Below are 18,644 nucleotides of genomic sequence, written 5' to 3'. Positions count from 1 at the left end.
CCACATGGTGATTCTGCTGCCTTTTTTATAGATGAATTCATCAGCTTAATAGCTCCAAAATTGCCTCTTCTGGAAGCTCATCAATAGCAGCAATCAGTTCCTCTTCAATCAGCTCCGCCATTCCTGCAACAGTTGGCGCGGAAAAGAGATTGTCTAAATCCAAATCAACCGGGAAGCTATTCTTCAATCTGGAAATAATCTGAGTGGCCATGATTGAATCGCCGCCAAGGTCTTGGAAGTTTTTGTGGATGTCAACCTTTTTCACGCCAAGTACCTCTTCCCACGCAGCAGCAATTTTTCTCACGAGTTCGTTACGTGGTGTATCATCATCGTTAGCATGTATGACATCATGATGGATCACCGAGTTTTGGATTTCTGTCTCGCTCACATCTGCTTCTTCCACCTGAACACGAGGTAGCTCAGTTGAGTTGGCTATGTCTGCTGGTCTGTGTTCGTGTTTTTCTGCTGTCCGTTCGGAGGTGGCGGCTGCTTCTGGATGGGTTCGGTTGCCTACGACAACTTTGGGTAAACGGTATCGTTCCTTGGCAAAAGGATAGCTTGGCAGGCCTGATAGACGGCTTACCATTCCTTTTGGATAGAGAGCTCCCCACTCTATTTCGTTACCATGAACCCATAGCTCAGCCAGTTTTTTGATCTTCTTGTTCAGAGCGAGATTGCGGATAAAATCCCGTCCCTCTTCCGTATCGCCGATCTTGATTCCGCCCGTTTTGTTTATTTCTCCGATAAACAGATCAGCCGTTTTCGCCCCATTACTTTGTATGAATTGCTCTAACTGCGCAATCAGCTGTTCCTTACTGTCTACCACGATTGCTACTCGATGAGACATCGATTCCCTAGCAGTCTGATAGGTATAAAGGAAATCTGCCAGTTTCACATCATGATGATTCTCTACAAATGCCTTTGTTTTCATGGCATAAGCCACCAATTGTTCACGTGATTCTGCTGACAGCACGAAGACTCCCGTCGCTATCTCTTGACCCACAACAGGAGCAGAGGCTCTTACCTTGCTTCTATCAAACTCTTCGATCACCAGATGAGCATTGGTGCCGCTGAAGCCAAAAGAGCTGACCGCAGCCAAGCGAGAGCCTTTGGAATTGGTCTGCCAATCTTGCAGCTTCGTATTCACATAAACAGGGCTGTTTTCAAAATCAATGTGTTCATTCTCTTTGACAAAATGGATCGAAGGGGCCATCTTCTTGTTTTTCATGCTGAGTAAAACCTTGATGACACTCAACACCCCAGCCGCCGCTGTGGTATGGCCGATGTTGGCTTTCAAAGAACCAATGGCGCAGAATCGTTTCTTCGGTGTGAATTGGCGGAAGGATTCACTCAGCGCATGAATCTCTACAGGGTCCCCTAATTTGGTTGCGGTTCCGTGTGCCTCGATATATTGAATGTCTTCCACATCCATCTGTTTTTTCGCGTAAATGGATTTTTGCAGGTCGCTTTGCGCTTGGAAGCTAGGCACAGTAATGCCCAATGTCCGTCCATCCTGATTCGTTCCACTGCCACGGATGACACCATAGATGCTATCGTTATCTCGTAATGCATCTTGCAATCTTTTTAAAATCACAACGCCAACGCCATCCCCAACGACAATGCCATTGGCTCCATTGTCAAACGGACGACACTCCCCTGTAGGAGATAGCATCCTTGCGTTACTCATCGAAATAAACGGGGCAGGATGGGAATAAATCGTAATTCCTCCTGCGATGGCCAGATTGACCTCTTCCGTCTTCAGCTTTTGGCAAGCAATATCGATCGCAACCAAAGAGGATGAGCAAGCTGTGTTCACAGCCAGAGCGGGTCCTTTCAGGTCAAGGAAATAAGCGATGCGCGAGGCGAGTATACTCGTATCCGATCCGAGCATGCCAAAATGAGAGAAATCTTGTTCTACTGTCATTCCTGCCATTGCGCCAATGACGGTACCAACGGGTTGTCCTCTCAGCATGGACGGGGTATAACCTGCGTCCTCTAATGCTTTATAGCTCTCTTGTAAAAGGATGCGCTGCGTGACATCCATTGATTGGGCTTCGGTAGGAGAAATTTTGAAAAACGCTGGATCAAAATATTCAATGTCCTCCATCACCCCGTATTTCATCGGAATATCTACGAATGCATTTTCTTTGAAAAAGGCACGCCAGTCTGGATTGGTCACTTCTCTGATGCAATCTTTGCCCTGACTGACGAGCTCCCAGAATTCATCTTGCCCCCGGGCACCTGCTGTGCGGCAGGAAATCCCGATGATCGCAATATCATCGGAAGCAGCTTTAGGCGGCTCGTAGGCAATATTCCGCGTCGAGACTCTCTCTGTATAAGCAGGCTTCTCGTCAAGATTTCCATGACTTTGGTTAAACGATTCTGCCTGCGCTGATAGGCGCTCTGGTAGATGAGTCGCGATGTAGCTCGCCAATGCATCTAGCGTATTATGCTCAAACACAACACTCGTTGGTAGTTTCAGATGAAACTTGCTATTGATGGCTTCGGATAATGGAACGGCATTGAGTGAGCCAATTCCCAAATCCTTTAGGGATTCCACTTCTTCCAGCTCTTCTTGTCTTAAGCCTAAAACGGTCGAAAAGACCTGGATCAGGCTCGCTTTGATTTTTGTCCGATCCGGAATGGACTGATCTGCCGCAAAATCACGTTTTTGTTCAGAATATTCAGATGTAAATGATTGATTTTGAGCATCCGACACGAATGGTTTACTCGCATGAAGCTGGCTAGGCTCGTCTTGCTGCAAATGGCTGGCTATATAGCTTGCCAATGCATCTAGCGTATTATGTTCGAACACAACGCTGGTCGGTAGTTTCAGATTGAATTTGCTATTAATCATTTCGGATAAGGCAACGGCGTTAAGAGAGCCAATTCCTATATCCTTCAAGGTCTCTACTTCTTCCAGCTCTCCTGGTAGATGACCTAAAACGGCAGCAAAAGCCTCTACCAAAGATTCTTTGATGGTTTCCCTATTCCAATGAAAGCTGTGACCATGCTGATTTGGATTCGGGAGCGTTCGCGTTTGCTTTTTCGGATAAGGAATAGAACCGCTGTTTACCATTTCCGCTAATGCTTCTGGGTAAGGTCTCTTCTTCGATATTTTGCTGGCATTCCATTCACAACGCTTCGTGTACGCAAGATACGGAGCCTTCTTCAGCTTAAACAAGCAATAGCTGATCCACCCTCGTTCGAGAGAGATGGATTGATTGACTGTATTAATATACAAATCTTGAACAGCTTTAGGCAGATGCTTGATGTATTGTTCCACATCAGGATCATGCAAGGCGTTAGCAATCTGCGGCGATACGTCAATGATTTCATCAATCACCAACTGATGCTCCGCTAAAAGCTCAATCCATTCTTGCACGGTGGGAATGCTGACTTCTACGTTCTGGTCTACGATTGGTCCTCGCGTATTCGCTATGTAATCGATCAACAGAACGGTTCCCTCTTCGTTCAGAGAAGAAGAGATATTTTGAAATAATCCATGTTTATTTCGAATATGGAAGCTCACTTCAATCCCGACAATCATGTCGTAGAGATCAGGAAAGGCATCCTTGGAGCTGTCTTTGTTGAAAATTTTCGCACGAGCCCCCAGATTTTTCTGCGCGATTCGTTGATTGCCAAGCTCTGCTTGCGCCTTGGTAATCGTAAATCCGTGGGTTTCCATATGCGGATAGAGCTCTGCTATTTGAATCACATCTGTCCCATGACCGCATCCAAAGTCCAACACTTTTTGCAAGCGCGAAAAATTTTCTTTGCAAAAAAGTACTTGTCGCATCTCTACTTGCTTCTCTCTTACCATTTCTCTTTCCAACGGATATTTTTCCGGATTCAAAATGACGCGACTCATTGAAAAGCCTGGAATCTTCCTTTCAAATGGACATACGGTCAAGTAATCCTCCGAAAACTCCGCTTCGCTGCTGTTGGCGCTATAGGTGTAAATCTCAACGGCCTTGTTTTCGAATTCTGGATGAGCGGATGTCATGCTCGTCTCCCTCCTAGAGTGATTCGTTTGATTGCGTTCTATCCAGCACGTTCTCCTCTTAAATGGATAGGTTGGGAGCTTAGCTACTCGGGATAACTCCTTCCCTTCATGCAGCTTCTGCCAAGGGATGGGATTGCCTAGAACCCACCATTTTGCCAGTTCCCCTACATCTCTTAGTTCGATTGCCTGAGCAACTCGGTCTGGCATCCATTCTTTGTTTTCCTTGAGATCCCCAAAAAAGCAATGATCCGTCTCTGCTTGATGTTCCAACCAACGTTCTAATTTCTGGTAAAGTTCTGTTTGACTATTGGTGATGACAGCTAAACGGCAAGGCATTTCTTCTCTTCCGATTTGAAGGGTATAAGCTGTATTCGCTAGATCGATAGGTTGGTGCTTTTGCAAATAACCAATCCAGCGATGAATGTACGCTTGCAATCTCTCTTTCGTCTTAGCCGAAAAAACAAACAGTTGAGGTTCTGAATCATTTACTCTGCTTGGTGAATTTTGGTTGTATTCCTCAACGATAAGATGGGCATTCACTCCACCGCCGCCAAAGCTGGTAATGCCTGCTCGTCGGGGGACTGTCTGCCCATCTACAGTGACCTGCTTCCATTCCGATACCTCTCGCTGCAATTGAAAGGGGAGTTGATCAAAAGGAATATTTGGATTCAATTCGGCAGGAACCAGGGTTGGAACTAGCGTCTGATGCTGTAACGACAAAATCACTTTCATCAGCTGCGACATACCGGAAGCTGATTCACAATGCCCGATATTCGGTTTGACCGAACCGAGTCGATAGTCCCCTTCTGTTCCTTGACGGTTGTGAAAAGCTTTCGTCACCGCTGTCATTTCTACGGCATCGACGATGTCTGATCCATAGGCAGACGCTTCTAGATAACTAATGGATCGAGGGTCCAGTCCGCCTTCTTCCAATGCTTCTTTCATCACATCTGCAATTGGGTTGGGGCTTGGTGTCATGTAGCTATTGGCTTTGCCCTTATGGTTGACGGCGGTTCCTCGTATCACGGCATAGATATGGTCTCTATCCTGTACAGCCTGATCGTAATCCTTGAGAACAACAGCACCCACTCCCTCACCAGGCACAAAACCTATTCCGCCGTTCCCAAAGGCAGCACTGTCAGATGTATGGGAGATGAGCTGTCCCACTGTCAGACCAAAGTAGGTATGCGGATGGGTGTACAGATTCACCCCGCCAGCAATCGCCATGCTTCCCTTCCCATTTCGGATGTATTCACATGCTTCATGAATCGCTACTAATGCTGAGGAACACATCGTATCGATCGGCATACTCGGACCCTGTAAGTTTAGATAGTAGGATGCCCGATTTACCATCGATGAATATGAGGTTGTCGGAAAGTGATGAGTGGTTTCCGTGCTATACAGATGAAATCCTTGTTTCGTAATGCCACCAAATACCCCTGTTCGCTTTCGCAGCTCCGTAGACATCTTCGATGAGGCATAGCCTGCATCTTCTAACGCCTTCCAACACTCTTCTAAATAGAGGCGCTCTTGAGGGTCTATATTTTCTGCTTCTCGCGGAGTCATATTGAAAAATAACGGATCAAACTGATCAAATTCTTCTAAGAAGGCCCCCCATTTGCTATAGCTTTTTCCGTGGGAAGTGGCTTCCTCTCGATTTGGATGATAATACTCTGTCCAATCCCAACGCTCGGCTGGAATTTCTGAAATAGACTTTTTACCCTGTACTAAATTCTCCCAAAACTCATCCAAGGTGTTAGCTTGAGCAAAGCGCCCACTCATGCCAATAATCGCTATTTTACCGGAGGACGCAGGCTTGGACGCCGTCATTTGCGAATGAGCAGATGACGCAAATGCTCTCGCTTTTCTTGGGTTTCGTTTCCCTTCGATTTTCGGCAATGGAGAAAACTCAACATGATCTTCCGTTCGATTTGGCTCCTGCTTGTGATCATCCAATCCTGTGAGTGAAATCAGCGCTTCCCTTTGTGTCTCTAGTAAATGCTCGACTAAGTCATCTACTGTCTGATATTCAAAAAACAACGTACCGCTGATCGTTTCTCCGAAAATTTTCCGAAATGGATTGATCAGTTGTACAGATAAAATGGAATCCATCCCATATGCCTCTAAAGACTCTGAAGTATCCATTCGGTTACTCGGCATTTTCAGCGTTTCAGCAATCAACTGTTTGATGTATTCCGTACTTTTTTCGCGCAGGACTTCCTCGATTGCCTTTCCTTCAGGAGCGGAAGGTATGTTCACTCTCTTTGGTTTTGGTTGTTCCGCATTTATGCTCGTTGCAGGTTTCGGCTGTTGTTTTTGCTGTTGGCGAATCACGCCGTCGCTTTCGGTAACTATAATCTGCTGCCCCATCACGTGCGCCTCTTCTGTTGGGAAAAAGACCGACTGAAATCCTTCTTCCTCCAATACTCTCTGCCACTTTGACGAAGATAGCCCAGGGCAGCCTGAAAGGCGCAGCTCTGGGTCTTCGTACAGCCACCATCCCTCCAGCAAACCAAAGGTAAGATGGAGGAAGATGGTGTTTTTACTCATTTCATTCAGCAGTAGCAAGCCGTTCTTTTTTAAAACAGCTTTCGCATTACGCAGCGTTTGGCGAATATTTTTAGTGGCGTGCAGGACATTGGCTGCAATGACAATATCATACCCGCCTAGATCCATTCCTTGTCCCGTCACCGACTCTTCTACGTTAAAAATCTGATAGGTCAAATAAGGATTGCTTGGGCCATACTCTTTTTCTGCATGCATGAAAAAGGCTTTGGACAGGTCTGTGTAGCAATATTCCTGGATATGCTTTTCATACGCCTTTAGTTTTTGGAAAACAACAGCACTTGTTCCTCCCGTACCTGCACCAATCTCGAGAATGCGAATTCGGGCCGTAGAATCTTGGTTCAGCCGTTCCTCAACAAAAGCAACCACTGTATCAGCGAGCACTTCATTGAAGTAGTCAGAAACCGTGTTATTTTTGTATACCTTCTCGACTAATTCCATCGTCGAATTGGGAAAGATGACTTCTGTGGCCCGCACTTTTCCAGTGAGAATTTGCGGTAAAGCACGCAGGGTTGCCTCGACTAGCTTGACTTGCGCATTCGTATCCGAATTTTTTAGCCAGACTTCTTTTTCTTGCTCCCATTCTTGCCAGACAGCGGCACTAGAAATGGGAGCCGTATCGATCACGGTAGATGTCGCGCGATCGTAAACGAGATAATCATTCCGGGCCAAAACAGAAGCCGTTTCTTCGAGCCACAGGTCATATAAGTCAAGCAGACCGCTTTTTCTTTTGAGATCGCTGAGCGCTTGATTCTTTTCCGTAAAGCAGCCAAGCGACTGCATTTGACCCCACAGTAACTTTAAGAGAAGCTCGTCCATTTTGTTCATTCTAGGCACTCCTTCGGCTTACACGTATAGAACCGGTTTGTCCTGTTCTCTTTCTGATTGAGATTTCAGGGTGGTATTGACTAGAAATTCAGTGATGTGCTTAAGCGTTGGGTAGTCCATCATCACAGCAGGTGTCAGTTCAAGCATGTACGTCTGATTGATTTTGGTAGAAAATTCGGTGAGCTTGACTGGATCGAAACCGTACTCCTTTAGTTCAATATCCGTATCTATTTCTTCGCTCTCTACCTTCAGGATTAGAGAGGCGAGTTGAATGAGCGTTGCTAGTACGTTATCAAACAAGCTGTTCCTGTCCGTATTTGTTTCTGACGCAAAATAGGCAGCTGTGGGCATCTCTTTTACTTTTAACTTGTTTTTAATGCTTGCCATGCTGGAGGAAATTTTGTTTGAAACGACTGTAACAGATTCGCTTGTATGGATTCCTTCCATATCGAGTGGCTTGGTTGTTTTCATCAGCGCCAATTGATTCATCGGACCTGATAGCAAAGCTTCCAATGCCTCCATCCCCTCTGAAGGTTCAATCGAGCCAATGCCGATCTGTTCCATTCGTTCCTGATAGCCCTTGGACGCAACGATTCCAACACTGCCCCAGTATCCCCAGTTCATTACTTTCACCGCACACGTCCATTCCTCGGCAAGCTGATGGGCGAAAGCATCTTTAAAGGCGCAGCCTGAAGCATAATTGCTTTGTCCTGGCGATTTGGTAAACGAGTTAATCGAGGAGAAAAACAGGACAAAATCCAATGGCTCCTCGCCAAATACTTGACTCATCCGCACACTTACCTCTACTTTTGGTACCAGTCCGGCTCGGAAGGCTGTCTCGTCCATATTCGCCAGACTTCTATCAAGGAGAACAATAGCGGAATGAATCACTCCGTTAATCTTGCCAAATCGTTTCTTGCTCTCTTCGTAAGCAGCTTGCAGCGACTCGCGATTCGTAGCATCGGCTTCGATGTAGAGCGGTGCAGGTCCTAGGGCAGCAAGTTGATTTATTTTGTTCTGAATCGGCTCATCTTTCTTGCGGCGACCGATCCAAATGATTTGTGCTTGATAGGTGCGGATCATGTATTCGCTCCACGCTTTTCCAATACCACCCGCGCCTCCAATCACAACATAGACTCCATGCTGTTTGTAGACGGTTTGGTTAATGGAAGGACTCTGCACGGGCATTAGCTGCTGGCGAAACCACGCATGTCCACGATATGCCCAAGCGTTTCCATGAGCGTCGGCAGGTAAAGCAAAAATATCGCGTAGCGGCCAATCGGCATGCGCGTCCAAATCGACGAGTCTTACCTTCCAGTTCGGATATTCCTTCGCCATCGATCCGATCAACCCGTGGATGCTGGCATGCGTTGGATGAACCGTATCTTTTTTGTAGATAGCCTGCGCCTGAACAGTAATGATCGTCCAGCCCAAGTCTCTCGTCTGATACTCCAACGCAAGCAAAGCCTTGATCAAGCGGAAAACTTGAATAACGCCCCGCTCCTGCCCAATCATCAAGGACTCCTCTTTTACAGATTCCACTGGGCTGTTAGGAGCCACCCACATGATATGATCGATCACACCCCGCTCTTGCAGCTTACTTGCGATAGCCTCAATAGAGTCATCTGACTGAAGCGGTAAAACAGTAGCTTGAGGGTAATGACGTTGAAGGAGACTTCTGTCCTTTTCTTCGGCGCAAACGATGACTACTTGATCACTTGTTGCTGGAATGACTTCCCCTTTTTCTACAGACACGGCGTTCCATACTGGCGTGAGCATCGTGGTTCCCATCAGCGCTGGAGCGGAAGTCACTGTTTCTTGAGTCTCTCTCTCCGTCGCATCCCGTTTTTCACTTCCAACTGCAAAACCTTTTATCCTCACGCCAATTCTGCCTGACTCATCACATATATCGATATCTATTTTCTTGTTCTCCGATTCATCACTGGATCGAATGAGAGCATACATGACAGCAGGATGATTTTCGAAGATCTCCATCTCTTCAAGGGTAAACGTACCATTTGGTTGGATGGAGCTGATGTTGTCAGATGATGTAGACTCCGTGATGAGATAACGAGATGACTGCAACAGAGACTCCAGCTGGCTAGGATGGAGAACGAATTGTCCTGCTGGCTCCATGGCAATCGAAGGCAAGGAGAGTTTTACCAATACTTGTCCTCGTGTCCTGTATACTTGGTCAATCCCTTGAAACAGCTCGTAGCATTTTTGGGCAGTAAGCACCTCACTGCTCTCGGCTTGCAAGGCAGGTATATCCAACATGGGTGCTTCAACGAGCGAAGTGAATTCGACCATACCTTGGCTGTGTACCACAGACCTGGTCTCCTCTTCTTTCGATTCGCTGTAGATTGCATAAGCAAGCACTCCAGTGTCCTCTGGGTAGATAACCAGGTGTACCTGAACCAGATCATCGCCCACCAATAGCGGAACATCTGTAGCAACATGAGTCATTCGGATTCCAGATAAAGTCCCCTCTCGATCTCCTGCTGCCTGTTTCACTGCCGCCCGTGCCATTTCCAGATAAGCAGTGAGTGGAAAGAGGCGCTGCCCGTTTCCAAGATGATCTGCCAAGAACGACTCCTGCCCTGTAAAGCTGGAACTGTATCTCAGCTCATAGAGGTCAGAAGTGTTCTTATGAAGCAATGGATGGAGGATATCCCCGTTAACGGAAGAAGCTTTAGTCCTACTTGTTGCCATTGGTTTTTGAACGTCTATCCAATAACGCTCCCTGGCAAAAGGATAGGTAGGCAAACTGACGCGGCGCGGCTTATCTTCGCTATATAGCTTATTCCAGTCAAAAGAGACGCCCTTGACCCAAAGATTCAGCAGTTTAGCATATTTCCCCTTGGCAATCCATGTCTCCACTGTTTGCTTCATATCCTCATCAGCAAAAAGAGCTACCGTGTCATGATTGCGCTTCACTCGCCCACGATACAGCTCGGCAATGTTCTCTGCTCCTTCTGCAAACTGCGTTAGTTTTTCCGCAAGCTCACCCACTGATCGGACGATAACAGCCAAGCGTTCTTCCAGCGCTTCCCGCCCTACTTGAAGCGTAAAAGCGACGTCAGTCAATTGGGCATTGGTGAATGCTTCTTCTTTGATCGCCTTCAATAATCGATTCACTTGAGCGAACAGTCTCTCTTCGTTCTTCGCTGAGAGAACGATCATGTTTGGTTGCTGTGGCTGAATGCTACTCTCGGGCTGTCTATCTTTTTCGAGGTACTCTTCGATGACAATATGGACATTAGCTCCTCCCGCCCCAAAAGACGATAGCCCAGCGATTCTCGGATACTCCTTGGTTACTCCGTTGATCTCCATGATGGGTCGCTTCCATTCAGTCAGCTGTTGCTGAACCATAAATGGCGTTTGACTGAAATCAATGTTTGGATTCATTACCTCAGCGTGCAGGGATGGTGCTATTTGACCGTACTTCATCTGAAGCAATATTTTGGTCAATCCCGCAATTCCTGCCGCGCTCTCCGTATGCCCAATGTTCGACTTGGCCGAGCCGATGGCGCAGAATTGCTTGTCTTTCGTATCTTGTCCAAATGCGCGAGTCAGTCCCGCAATCTCGATTGGATCTCCCAAAGCGGTCCCTGTACCGTGTGCTTCGATATAGCTGACGGCACGAGCGTCCACTCCTGCCCGCTGCAATGCCTCGTGGATTACCTGCGACTGCGCGATTGGGTTGGGAACCGTATATCCATTTGTTTTGCCGCCTGCATTGAGCATGCTTCCCTTGATTACGCCGTATATGTGGTCACCGTCGGCAATCGCCTTTTGCAGAGGCTTCAATACGATAGCTCCCACACCTTCTCCATCTACGAAGCCATCCGCTTGGTCGCCAAACGACTTGCAGCAGTCACCAGCAGAAAGCATAGTCGCTCCAGACAGTCGAATATAGTGGAACGGATCGACAATTAAATTGACCCCGCCTGCGATGGCACATTCACTTGTACCACTGTACAGGCTTTCCAAGGCTAAATGGATCGCCGTCAAAGAAGAGGAGCATGCCGTATCCACTGCTAGACTTGGTCCTTGGAAATTGAACAAGTAGGAAAGGCGATTGGCAATCGACCAATAGCTCGTTCCTGCTGGGTAATTTCCATTCATGACACCAACAAACACACCAATTTTTCTGCTTTCTCCTAATGTCGCAGGAGTATAACCCGCATCCTCCATACTTGCGTATGCCGTTTCTAAAAATAAGCGCTCCTGAGGGTCCATTTGCTCCGCTTCGTTAGGAGAAATTTGGAAAAATAGCGGGTCGAATTTATCCATATCCTCGATGAAACCGCCCCATTTGGTGTACATGTATCCTCTTTTTCCTTTTTCTTCGCTGAAATATTCTTGCCAGCTCCAACGATCCTCCGGTACTTCTGTGATACAATTCTTCCCTTCTTTCAGGCGAGACCAAAACTCCCAGACATCTTCCGCTTGCGGATAACGACCTGAAAGACCAATGATCGCCACATCCTGTCTGGATGGCGCTGCTGGTTTTTCCGCTTCCGTATCAAGAGCTTGCAGGAAACGGCGAGACTTTGCCTTTCGAAATACCGAGCCAGCTTGCTCTCTGGTTGGCTTTGCAGTAGCTGCTGAGTTGGTTACTTGCTTTTGAACAGGCTGCTGTTCATCTATTCCTACTAAAGCTAGTAATTCATCCGTTTGTGTTGTCATGAAATGCTCGACCAGCGCATCAATCGTTTGATATTCAAAAAAGAGGGTCGTGCTGATCTGATGCAATTTTTTCCGTAAGACATTCGTCATTTGCACAATCATAATCGAATCAATGCCATACTCCTCCAGGGCGGCAGAAGAGTCGATCTGGTCAAATGGAATTTTCAGTGTTTCTCCGACCAATTGCTTGAAATAAGCGATGCTTTTCTCATGAAGCATATCCTCCGTGCTTGTTCCTCTGTCTGTAGCTAGAGGACTTGGCTGAGTAGAAGCTGAGGTCCCCATTGATTTCTGCTGTTGTTTGGACTTGCGGACAACGCCGTCACTTTCAGCAATTATCAGCTGTGGATAGGAGACAACTCGGTAGCCCTCATCTTTCAACACTTTCTGCCAAGCTTCCAGAGGCAATGAAAGTTCTAGTAGAAGCAGACCATTCCTTTTTAAGAGATACTTGCAGTTACGCATGGCTTGGCGAATATGCTGAGCTGCGTGCAGTTTATCAGCTGTGATAATCAGGTCGTATTCACCAGCATGCATTCCTAGTTCACTTAACGCTGCTTCTGGATCAAAAACTTGGAAGCTCATAAGCTCTTGATAGGCATGTAATTTCTGTGAAATCAAGGAACGGGTAGATTCTGCACCTGCTCCGATCTCGAGAATCCGAATTCTTGCAGATTGCTCCTGCTTCAACCGCTCCTCGATAAAGGCAGCCGCTACATCAGCAAGCCCTTCATTTTCATGGGCAGACAACTGTAGCATGGATGGATAAAGTTCAGGGTGAACATCCACCCACTCTTCTACCTTCATCCCTTCAATGACAATAGGCTTCGTTATCTTCATGAAAGCAATTTGATTCATGGCTCCTGCGAGAAGTGTCTCTACAGCTTGCATAGCTTCTGGAGGCTGAATAAGACCAATGCCGATTTGCTCCAAACGACGATAGGTTTCTACCATCTCTTGATGAGACTCTTCCACTTGCCCACTGCTCCAATATCCCCAATTGATCAGTTTCACCGCACATGGCCATGCTTGGGTCAATTGATGAGCATATGCATCCTTAAAGGTACATCCGGCAGCGTAGTTGCTTTGCTTCGGAGCTTTCGTAACTGCCATGAGCGAAGAGAAGAATAATACGAAATCCAAAGGTTCCTTCTCAAACACCAACGCGATGTTCACACTCACATCAACCTTAGATGAAAGCACTGCTCGGAAACCTTCCTCTTGCATAGTCTCCAAGCTCTCCTCAACCAAGACCATGGCAGAATGAACAACTCCGTCAATCCGTCTATACGTTTGCTTTATTTGTTCATAAGCTTGTTGCAAAGCGTTCTGCTGCGTTGCATCCGCTGTTATATAGTCTGGTGCTGGTCCAAAAGCGGCAAGTCTATCCATCTTCGCTTGAATCTCTTCATTTTTTTGACGACGACCCATCCATATGATCTGGGCTTGATAGGTACGAATCATATATTCGGTCCATGCTTCGCCGATGCCACCAGCACCGCCAATCACCAAATAAATGCCACCCTGCCTCAACCGTGTCTGATCGATCGGAGGATGGTCGATGGTAAGCAACTGTTGGCGATACCATTCTCCCTGACGATACACCCACGGACGACCCTGACGATCTCTTGGCAGCCTCAACATATCATCCAACGGCCATTCAGATTCGGCCTCTACATCCATGAGTCGAATCTTCCAGTTTGGATATTCCTTCGCCATCGAACCAATTAACCCGTGAATACTGGCGTGACAAGGATTCACAACATCTGTATTCCGAATGGGCTGGGATTGAACCGTGATGACACTCCACCCTAACTCCTTACTTCCGTATCCCAAGCGAAGCAAGGCTTTAATCGTTCGGAAGCATAGAATCACTCCCTGATCCTGCCCCGCGATTAATCGATGATCCGCCAAGGAATCTATCGCATCAAAAGGAGCGATCCACACCATATGATCAATGGAACCAAGCTCTTCTAGTCGGTGTACGATTTCCTCAATCGTATTCTCAGCCTTAATGGACAACACTTTTGCTCGTGGATAGTATGGTTGAATCGCGCTCCCATTCTCTTCATTTCCCCCCACAATGACAACCTGTTCATCAGCAGTAGGGAAAAGCTGCCCCTTCTCAACGGGAGTCACATCCCACACAGCGGACAGCATGAGATTCCCCACCGGAGGCTCCAGTGAGGGTACAGAAGAAGCGCTGCTCGAAGAAACGTGATTCGCTGGCTTCCCGTCCTCCAGCACTCGCATGGAATATCCCTTTATTCGTACACAAACGGTTCCTTGGTCATCGCACAAATCAATATCTAGCTTCTGTACCTTGTCATCTGCGCTGCTGTTAGCACTGTAACGAACGTACGCCCACATTGAGGATGTGCACTTGTTGTGAATTTCAACTTCCTCCATGGCAAAAGGCAAGGAGGGCTTGCGACTGGAATCGCCATCCGCTGATGGGATATCTTCCTCACCCATCATAAGCCCTATAGATGCCTGCAAGGCAGAATCCATTAAGCTTGGATGCAGGACAAAAGGGTTCTCCATTTCGGAGACGGAGGCAGGCAAGGTTAGCTTGGCTAATACTTTGCCCTCCCCTACATACAAGGTGTCAATTCCTTGATGTGCCGAACCATAATCCATTCCTATTGAATGAAAAATGCTGTAGCATTGATCGGATGAAAACTCACGATGACCGCACTCCGCTTGTAAGGACGACAGATTCAAGGCATGTTTCTCAACAACGGAATGAAGTATGACGCTGCCCTGACTGTGTACGACTGGTTCTGCATCCATAGCCTCCGACTCGCTATAGATTTCAAAACTAATTTCACCATTCTCTTCGGGAACAAGACCGATATGGATCTGTACAGGTTGGTCCCCCACAACAATTGGTCGTGTCCAAACCACGTTTTTGAGTTGAATCTTGGCTGGTTCTTCGGTCAAGGCAGCCGTTGCTTGCTCTGCTGCTGCTCTCGCCATCTCCAGATAGGCAACTCCCGGCACGATTCTCTGATTCTTCACGACATGATCCGATAGGAAAAACTCCTGACCTGTAAAAGTGGAGCTAAACCTCTGTTCAGAAAAATCAGAAGTATTCCGTTGCAGCAGTGGATGAATCACAGTTTCACTCGTGAATGGAGCTGCTGTCTTGCCGCTTACAGATTTCATTTTGCTCTCTGGAATCCAATAACGATTCTTCGCAAATGGGTACGTCGGCAAGGGAACACGTCTAGGTTTGTTATTCAGATAAAGCTGTTCCCAATCCACTTCATAGCCTGTCACCCAACATTCAGCCATTTTTCTGATGTTGCCTTCTGCAATCCAGCTTTGGAATCCGGATGACTCGTTGTTAGGCTTCAAACTCCCTTCCCAACAAGTATCGATCGTATTCTCGCCTCTCGAATAAGCTTCCAATTTTCCGATCAACTCAGGTATATCCTCGACAACAAAGGCTACTCGTTCCCTCATCCCTTCTCGTCCAACTTGCAAAGTATACGCCACATTTTCCAGATCGATTTGCGCTGCTGGATCAGCAAAAGACTGACCTTCTCCCTCTATATCGTCTCGATGGTTATCTAGGAGAGAAGCGATGACGGAAGCAATGGAGCTGCTTTGATCGAACTCCTTGATATCTAGCTGAATATGCAGCTCCTCTTGCAGTTTTTGCGTTAGCTGTGTGATTTGAACGAGGTCTACTCCGTATTCATGCCACTCTTGTTCCATCTCAATGCTGTTTTCTCCCACGTGAATAATACTGGATAAAATCCCCCGAAGCTTCTTCTCCAGCATTTCTTGAAGCTGATTTCGCTTCTCTTCCGTGCGTAGTTGAGGGTGATTGTCTGATGATGCCCCTTTTAGAAACTCCGCTACTTTTTGCGCATAGGCTTGCAATCGTTCCTTATTCTTGGCAGATAGCGGAATCATCACTGAGTGATTTTTATGGCCAATGGATCGCGCTTTCGGCTTTGTTTCCGCTGGAATGTATTCTTCCAAAATAATATGGGCATTGGACCCCGAAGCTCCAAACGAACTTACCCCTGATCGCCTCGGAACGGTGACTTCTTGACCGTTTTTCATGCTCTCCGATTTCCATTCTTCTGTCCGTTGCTGTACATAAAAAGGAGATTGCGCAAAATCAATAAACGGATTCACTTCCTTGGCATGTAAGGAAGCAACGAGCGTTTTATGGTGGAGCTGAAGAACAGCTTTTTGCAGACCGCTGATACCCGCAGCAGATTCTGCATGTCCGATATTCGATTTCACAGAGCCAATAGCGCAAAACTGCTGATCCTCTGTATATTGACGGAACGCTTTCACCAATCCTTGAATTTCAATGGGATCACCTAAAGAAGTTCCGGTCCCGTGCGCTTCCACATACCGAATCGTTCGCGCGTCCACACCGCTCTTTTCCAGGCATGCTGTAATCACTTCTGCTTGAGCAACAGGGCTTGGTACGGAAGGCCCGCTCACCGATCCGACGTGATTCACACTACTTCCTTTTACCACGGCATAAATATGATCTCCATCCTCAATCGCTTGGCGCAATGGCTTTAACACGACGGTACCGACGCCTTCTCCAGAAACATATCCATCGCCATCCTTGCCAAAGGTATGACAATAGCCATCACTAGCGTGCATATCCATCATGCCATAGGACAAGTATTTTCCAGGATGCAAGGATAAATTGACGCCACCCGCCAATGCTACCTCACATTCTCCGCGCTTGATGCTCTCCAGCGCCAAATGAACAGCCGTCAGCGAGGAGGAGCATACGGTGTCAATCGCCATGCTCGGACCATGAAAATTGCAGAAATAGGAAACGCGATTGGCAATCGGTGCATAGTTCAACGATAACGGGAACATTTCTCCCCGAGACATCGCTTCCGCTCCGATTAGGGAATAATCCTTGTGCATCACGCCAACAAAGACACCAACCTGCCGCCTGTTACTGCTCCCCCGAGGCGGAACAATCGTCTTCGGCGTATAACCCGCGTCTTCCATTGCTTCCCAGCATGTTTCCAAAAACAACCGCTCTTGGGGGTCCATCGTTTCTGCTTCCCGCGGGGATATTCTGAAAAATGGAGAATCAAAGCAATCATGGTCTTCAATAAACCCTCCCCATTTGGACATCTGCTTTCCAGAAGGGGATTTGAGTTCTCCAAACTGCTGCCAATCCCAGCGAGATTTCGGGACTTCTTTGATGCAGTCTTTGCCCTCTTTTAAATTTATCCAGAATTCATGGAGATTTTTGGCCTCTGGATAACGACCTGCCATCCCGATGATCGCAATTTCTTCATTGGCATTCGCTGCATGATTCTCAGAGGGTGCTGTTGAATGTACGACCGTTGCAGGTTGCGGCAACTCTTGGCTACCTTCCTGTTTCATCAAATCAAGCCCACTGAATACGGAAGCATGATTCTCGGCAAGATAGGCGGCCAACTCAGCGATATTCGTATATTCAAACAATAAAGTAGGAGCCAGCGGCATTCCTACTTTCGCTTCGACAGCCTTCACAACTTCCAACAAGCCCGGCGAATTAAGCCCCATTTCATAGTAACCAATCTGCGTATCAATCGACGCGGCTGGAACTTGTAATCGATCTGCCAGCAGTTGTTGTAAAAAAGTTTGTGCTTTCCTCACGAAGGCAGACTGTGGCTCATTCGATTCATGAAGGGGTTCTTTGATATCCCCTCGAAGCTGAGGTACTTCGTTTTTATTGGGATTGATCAGACCAGGATCACGAACTAACTTGCCCGCAAAATTTTGCAAATGCGCAATTTTTTTGCCTGATCGATCAAAGAACTCCATCGTCATATACATCAGTTCATGTTTTCGCTGGATGGATGAAGTTTGTACTCTGGCAAAGCAATGTTGCTGTAAAAGAGCTGTGGCCCGAAAAGATTCATAAAAAAGCGGCAAAAATAGCCGTTGTTCTTCTTGGATTACCGAGGTGAACAATACCATCGAGCCGATAGCGGACCCATCGATCAACGTCGGGTGAAACATGAACCCTTCCGCACTGGGAAGGGCATGTTTACCGAGAGATATATCCATTACCGCCGCTGAATCTGTTTCATATATCGTTCCTTCTGCCTTCATAAAACCTGTATGCACTAATTCCTGACGACAGCATTGTTCATATACGTCATGCAGATTGACTTTTTTGTTTGCAGCTTGCTCTAGGATGGGAAGATCCAGTGTTTCATCGAACTGCGCAGGAGCACTTTGATGCATGTCAGCAGTGACATATAGCTTTTTCTCCGAGTCTAACATGCCGTTGCGCTGTGTCTGACCCTCCATCCGAATCTGCCACTGTCCTGCTTTGCCTTGCGTGCACCAAATGCTCAGCATGACATCATAATCTTGTCCCACCATGATCGGATGATAGATCGTTAGATTACGAAGCTCAAGCTCGCTGTAATCATGACCATTTTCTCGAAACATTTGATACAACAGATCAATATGGGCTAATCCGGGCAACAGTTCCTGACCGTGCGCTTTATGATTTTTGAGGATTGGATGGTTGATCGTTATGAGAAACTGATCATGCACT

At 47.0% G+C, this 18,644-nt stretch carries 2 protein-coding genes; both read right to left on the bottom strand.

Going from position 1 to position 18,644, the window contains the following annotated elements; genetic code table 11:
- Nucleotides 1-40: 40 nt before the first annotated feature.
- The gene (locus C7R92_RS06695) at nt 41-7,399 is read right to left on the bottom strand and encodes a beta-ketoacyl synthase N-terminal-like domain-containing protein (protein ID WP_106833644.1); all 7,359 of its coding nucleotides are present in this window, start codon (nt 7,397-7,399) and stop codon (nt 41-43) included.
- A gap of 18 nt (nt 7,400-7,417) precedes the next feature.
- Nucleotides 7,418-18,643 (bottom strand): SDR family NAD(P)-dependent oxidoreductase, encoded by an 11,226-nt coding sequence (locus C7R92_RS06690; protein WP_106833643.1) that lies wholly within the window; start codon nt 18,641-18,643, stop codon nt 7,418-7,420.
- Nucleotide 18,644 lies beyond the last annotated feature (1 nt).

Origin of the sequence: Brevibacillus porteri, assembly GCF_003013475.1 — a bacterium.
GTDB lineage: Bacteria > Bacillota > Bacilli > Brevibacillales > Brevibacillaceae > Brevibacillus > Brevibacillus porteri.
The sequence above is the reverse complement of the archived record's forward strand: the minus strand, read 5'-3'. Positions and strand labels throughout refer to the sequence as shown.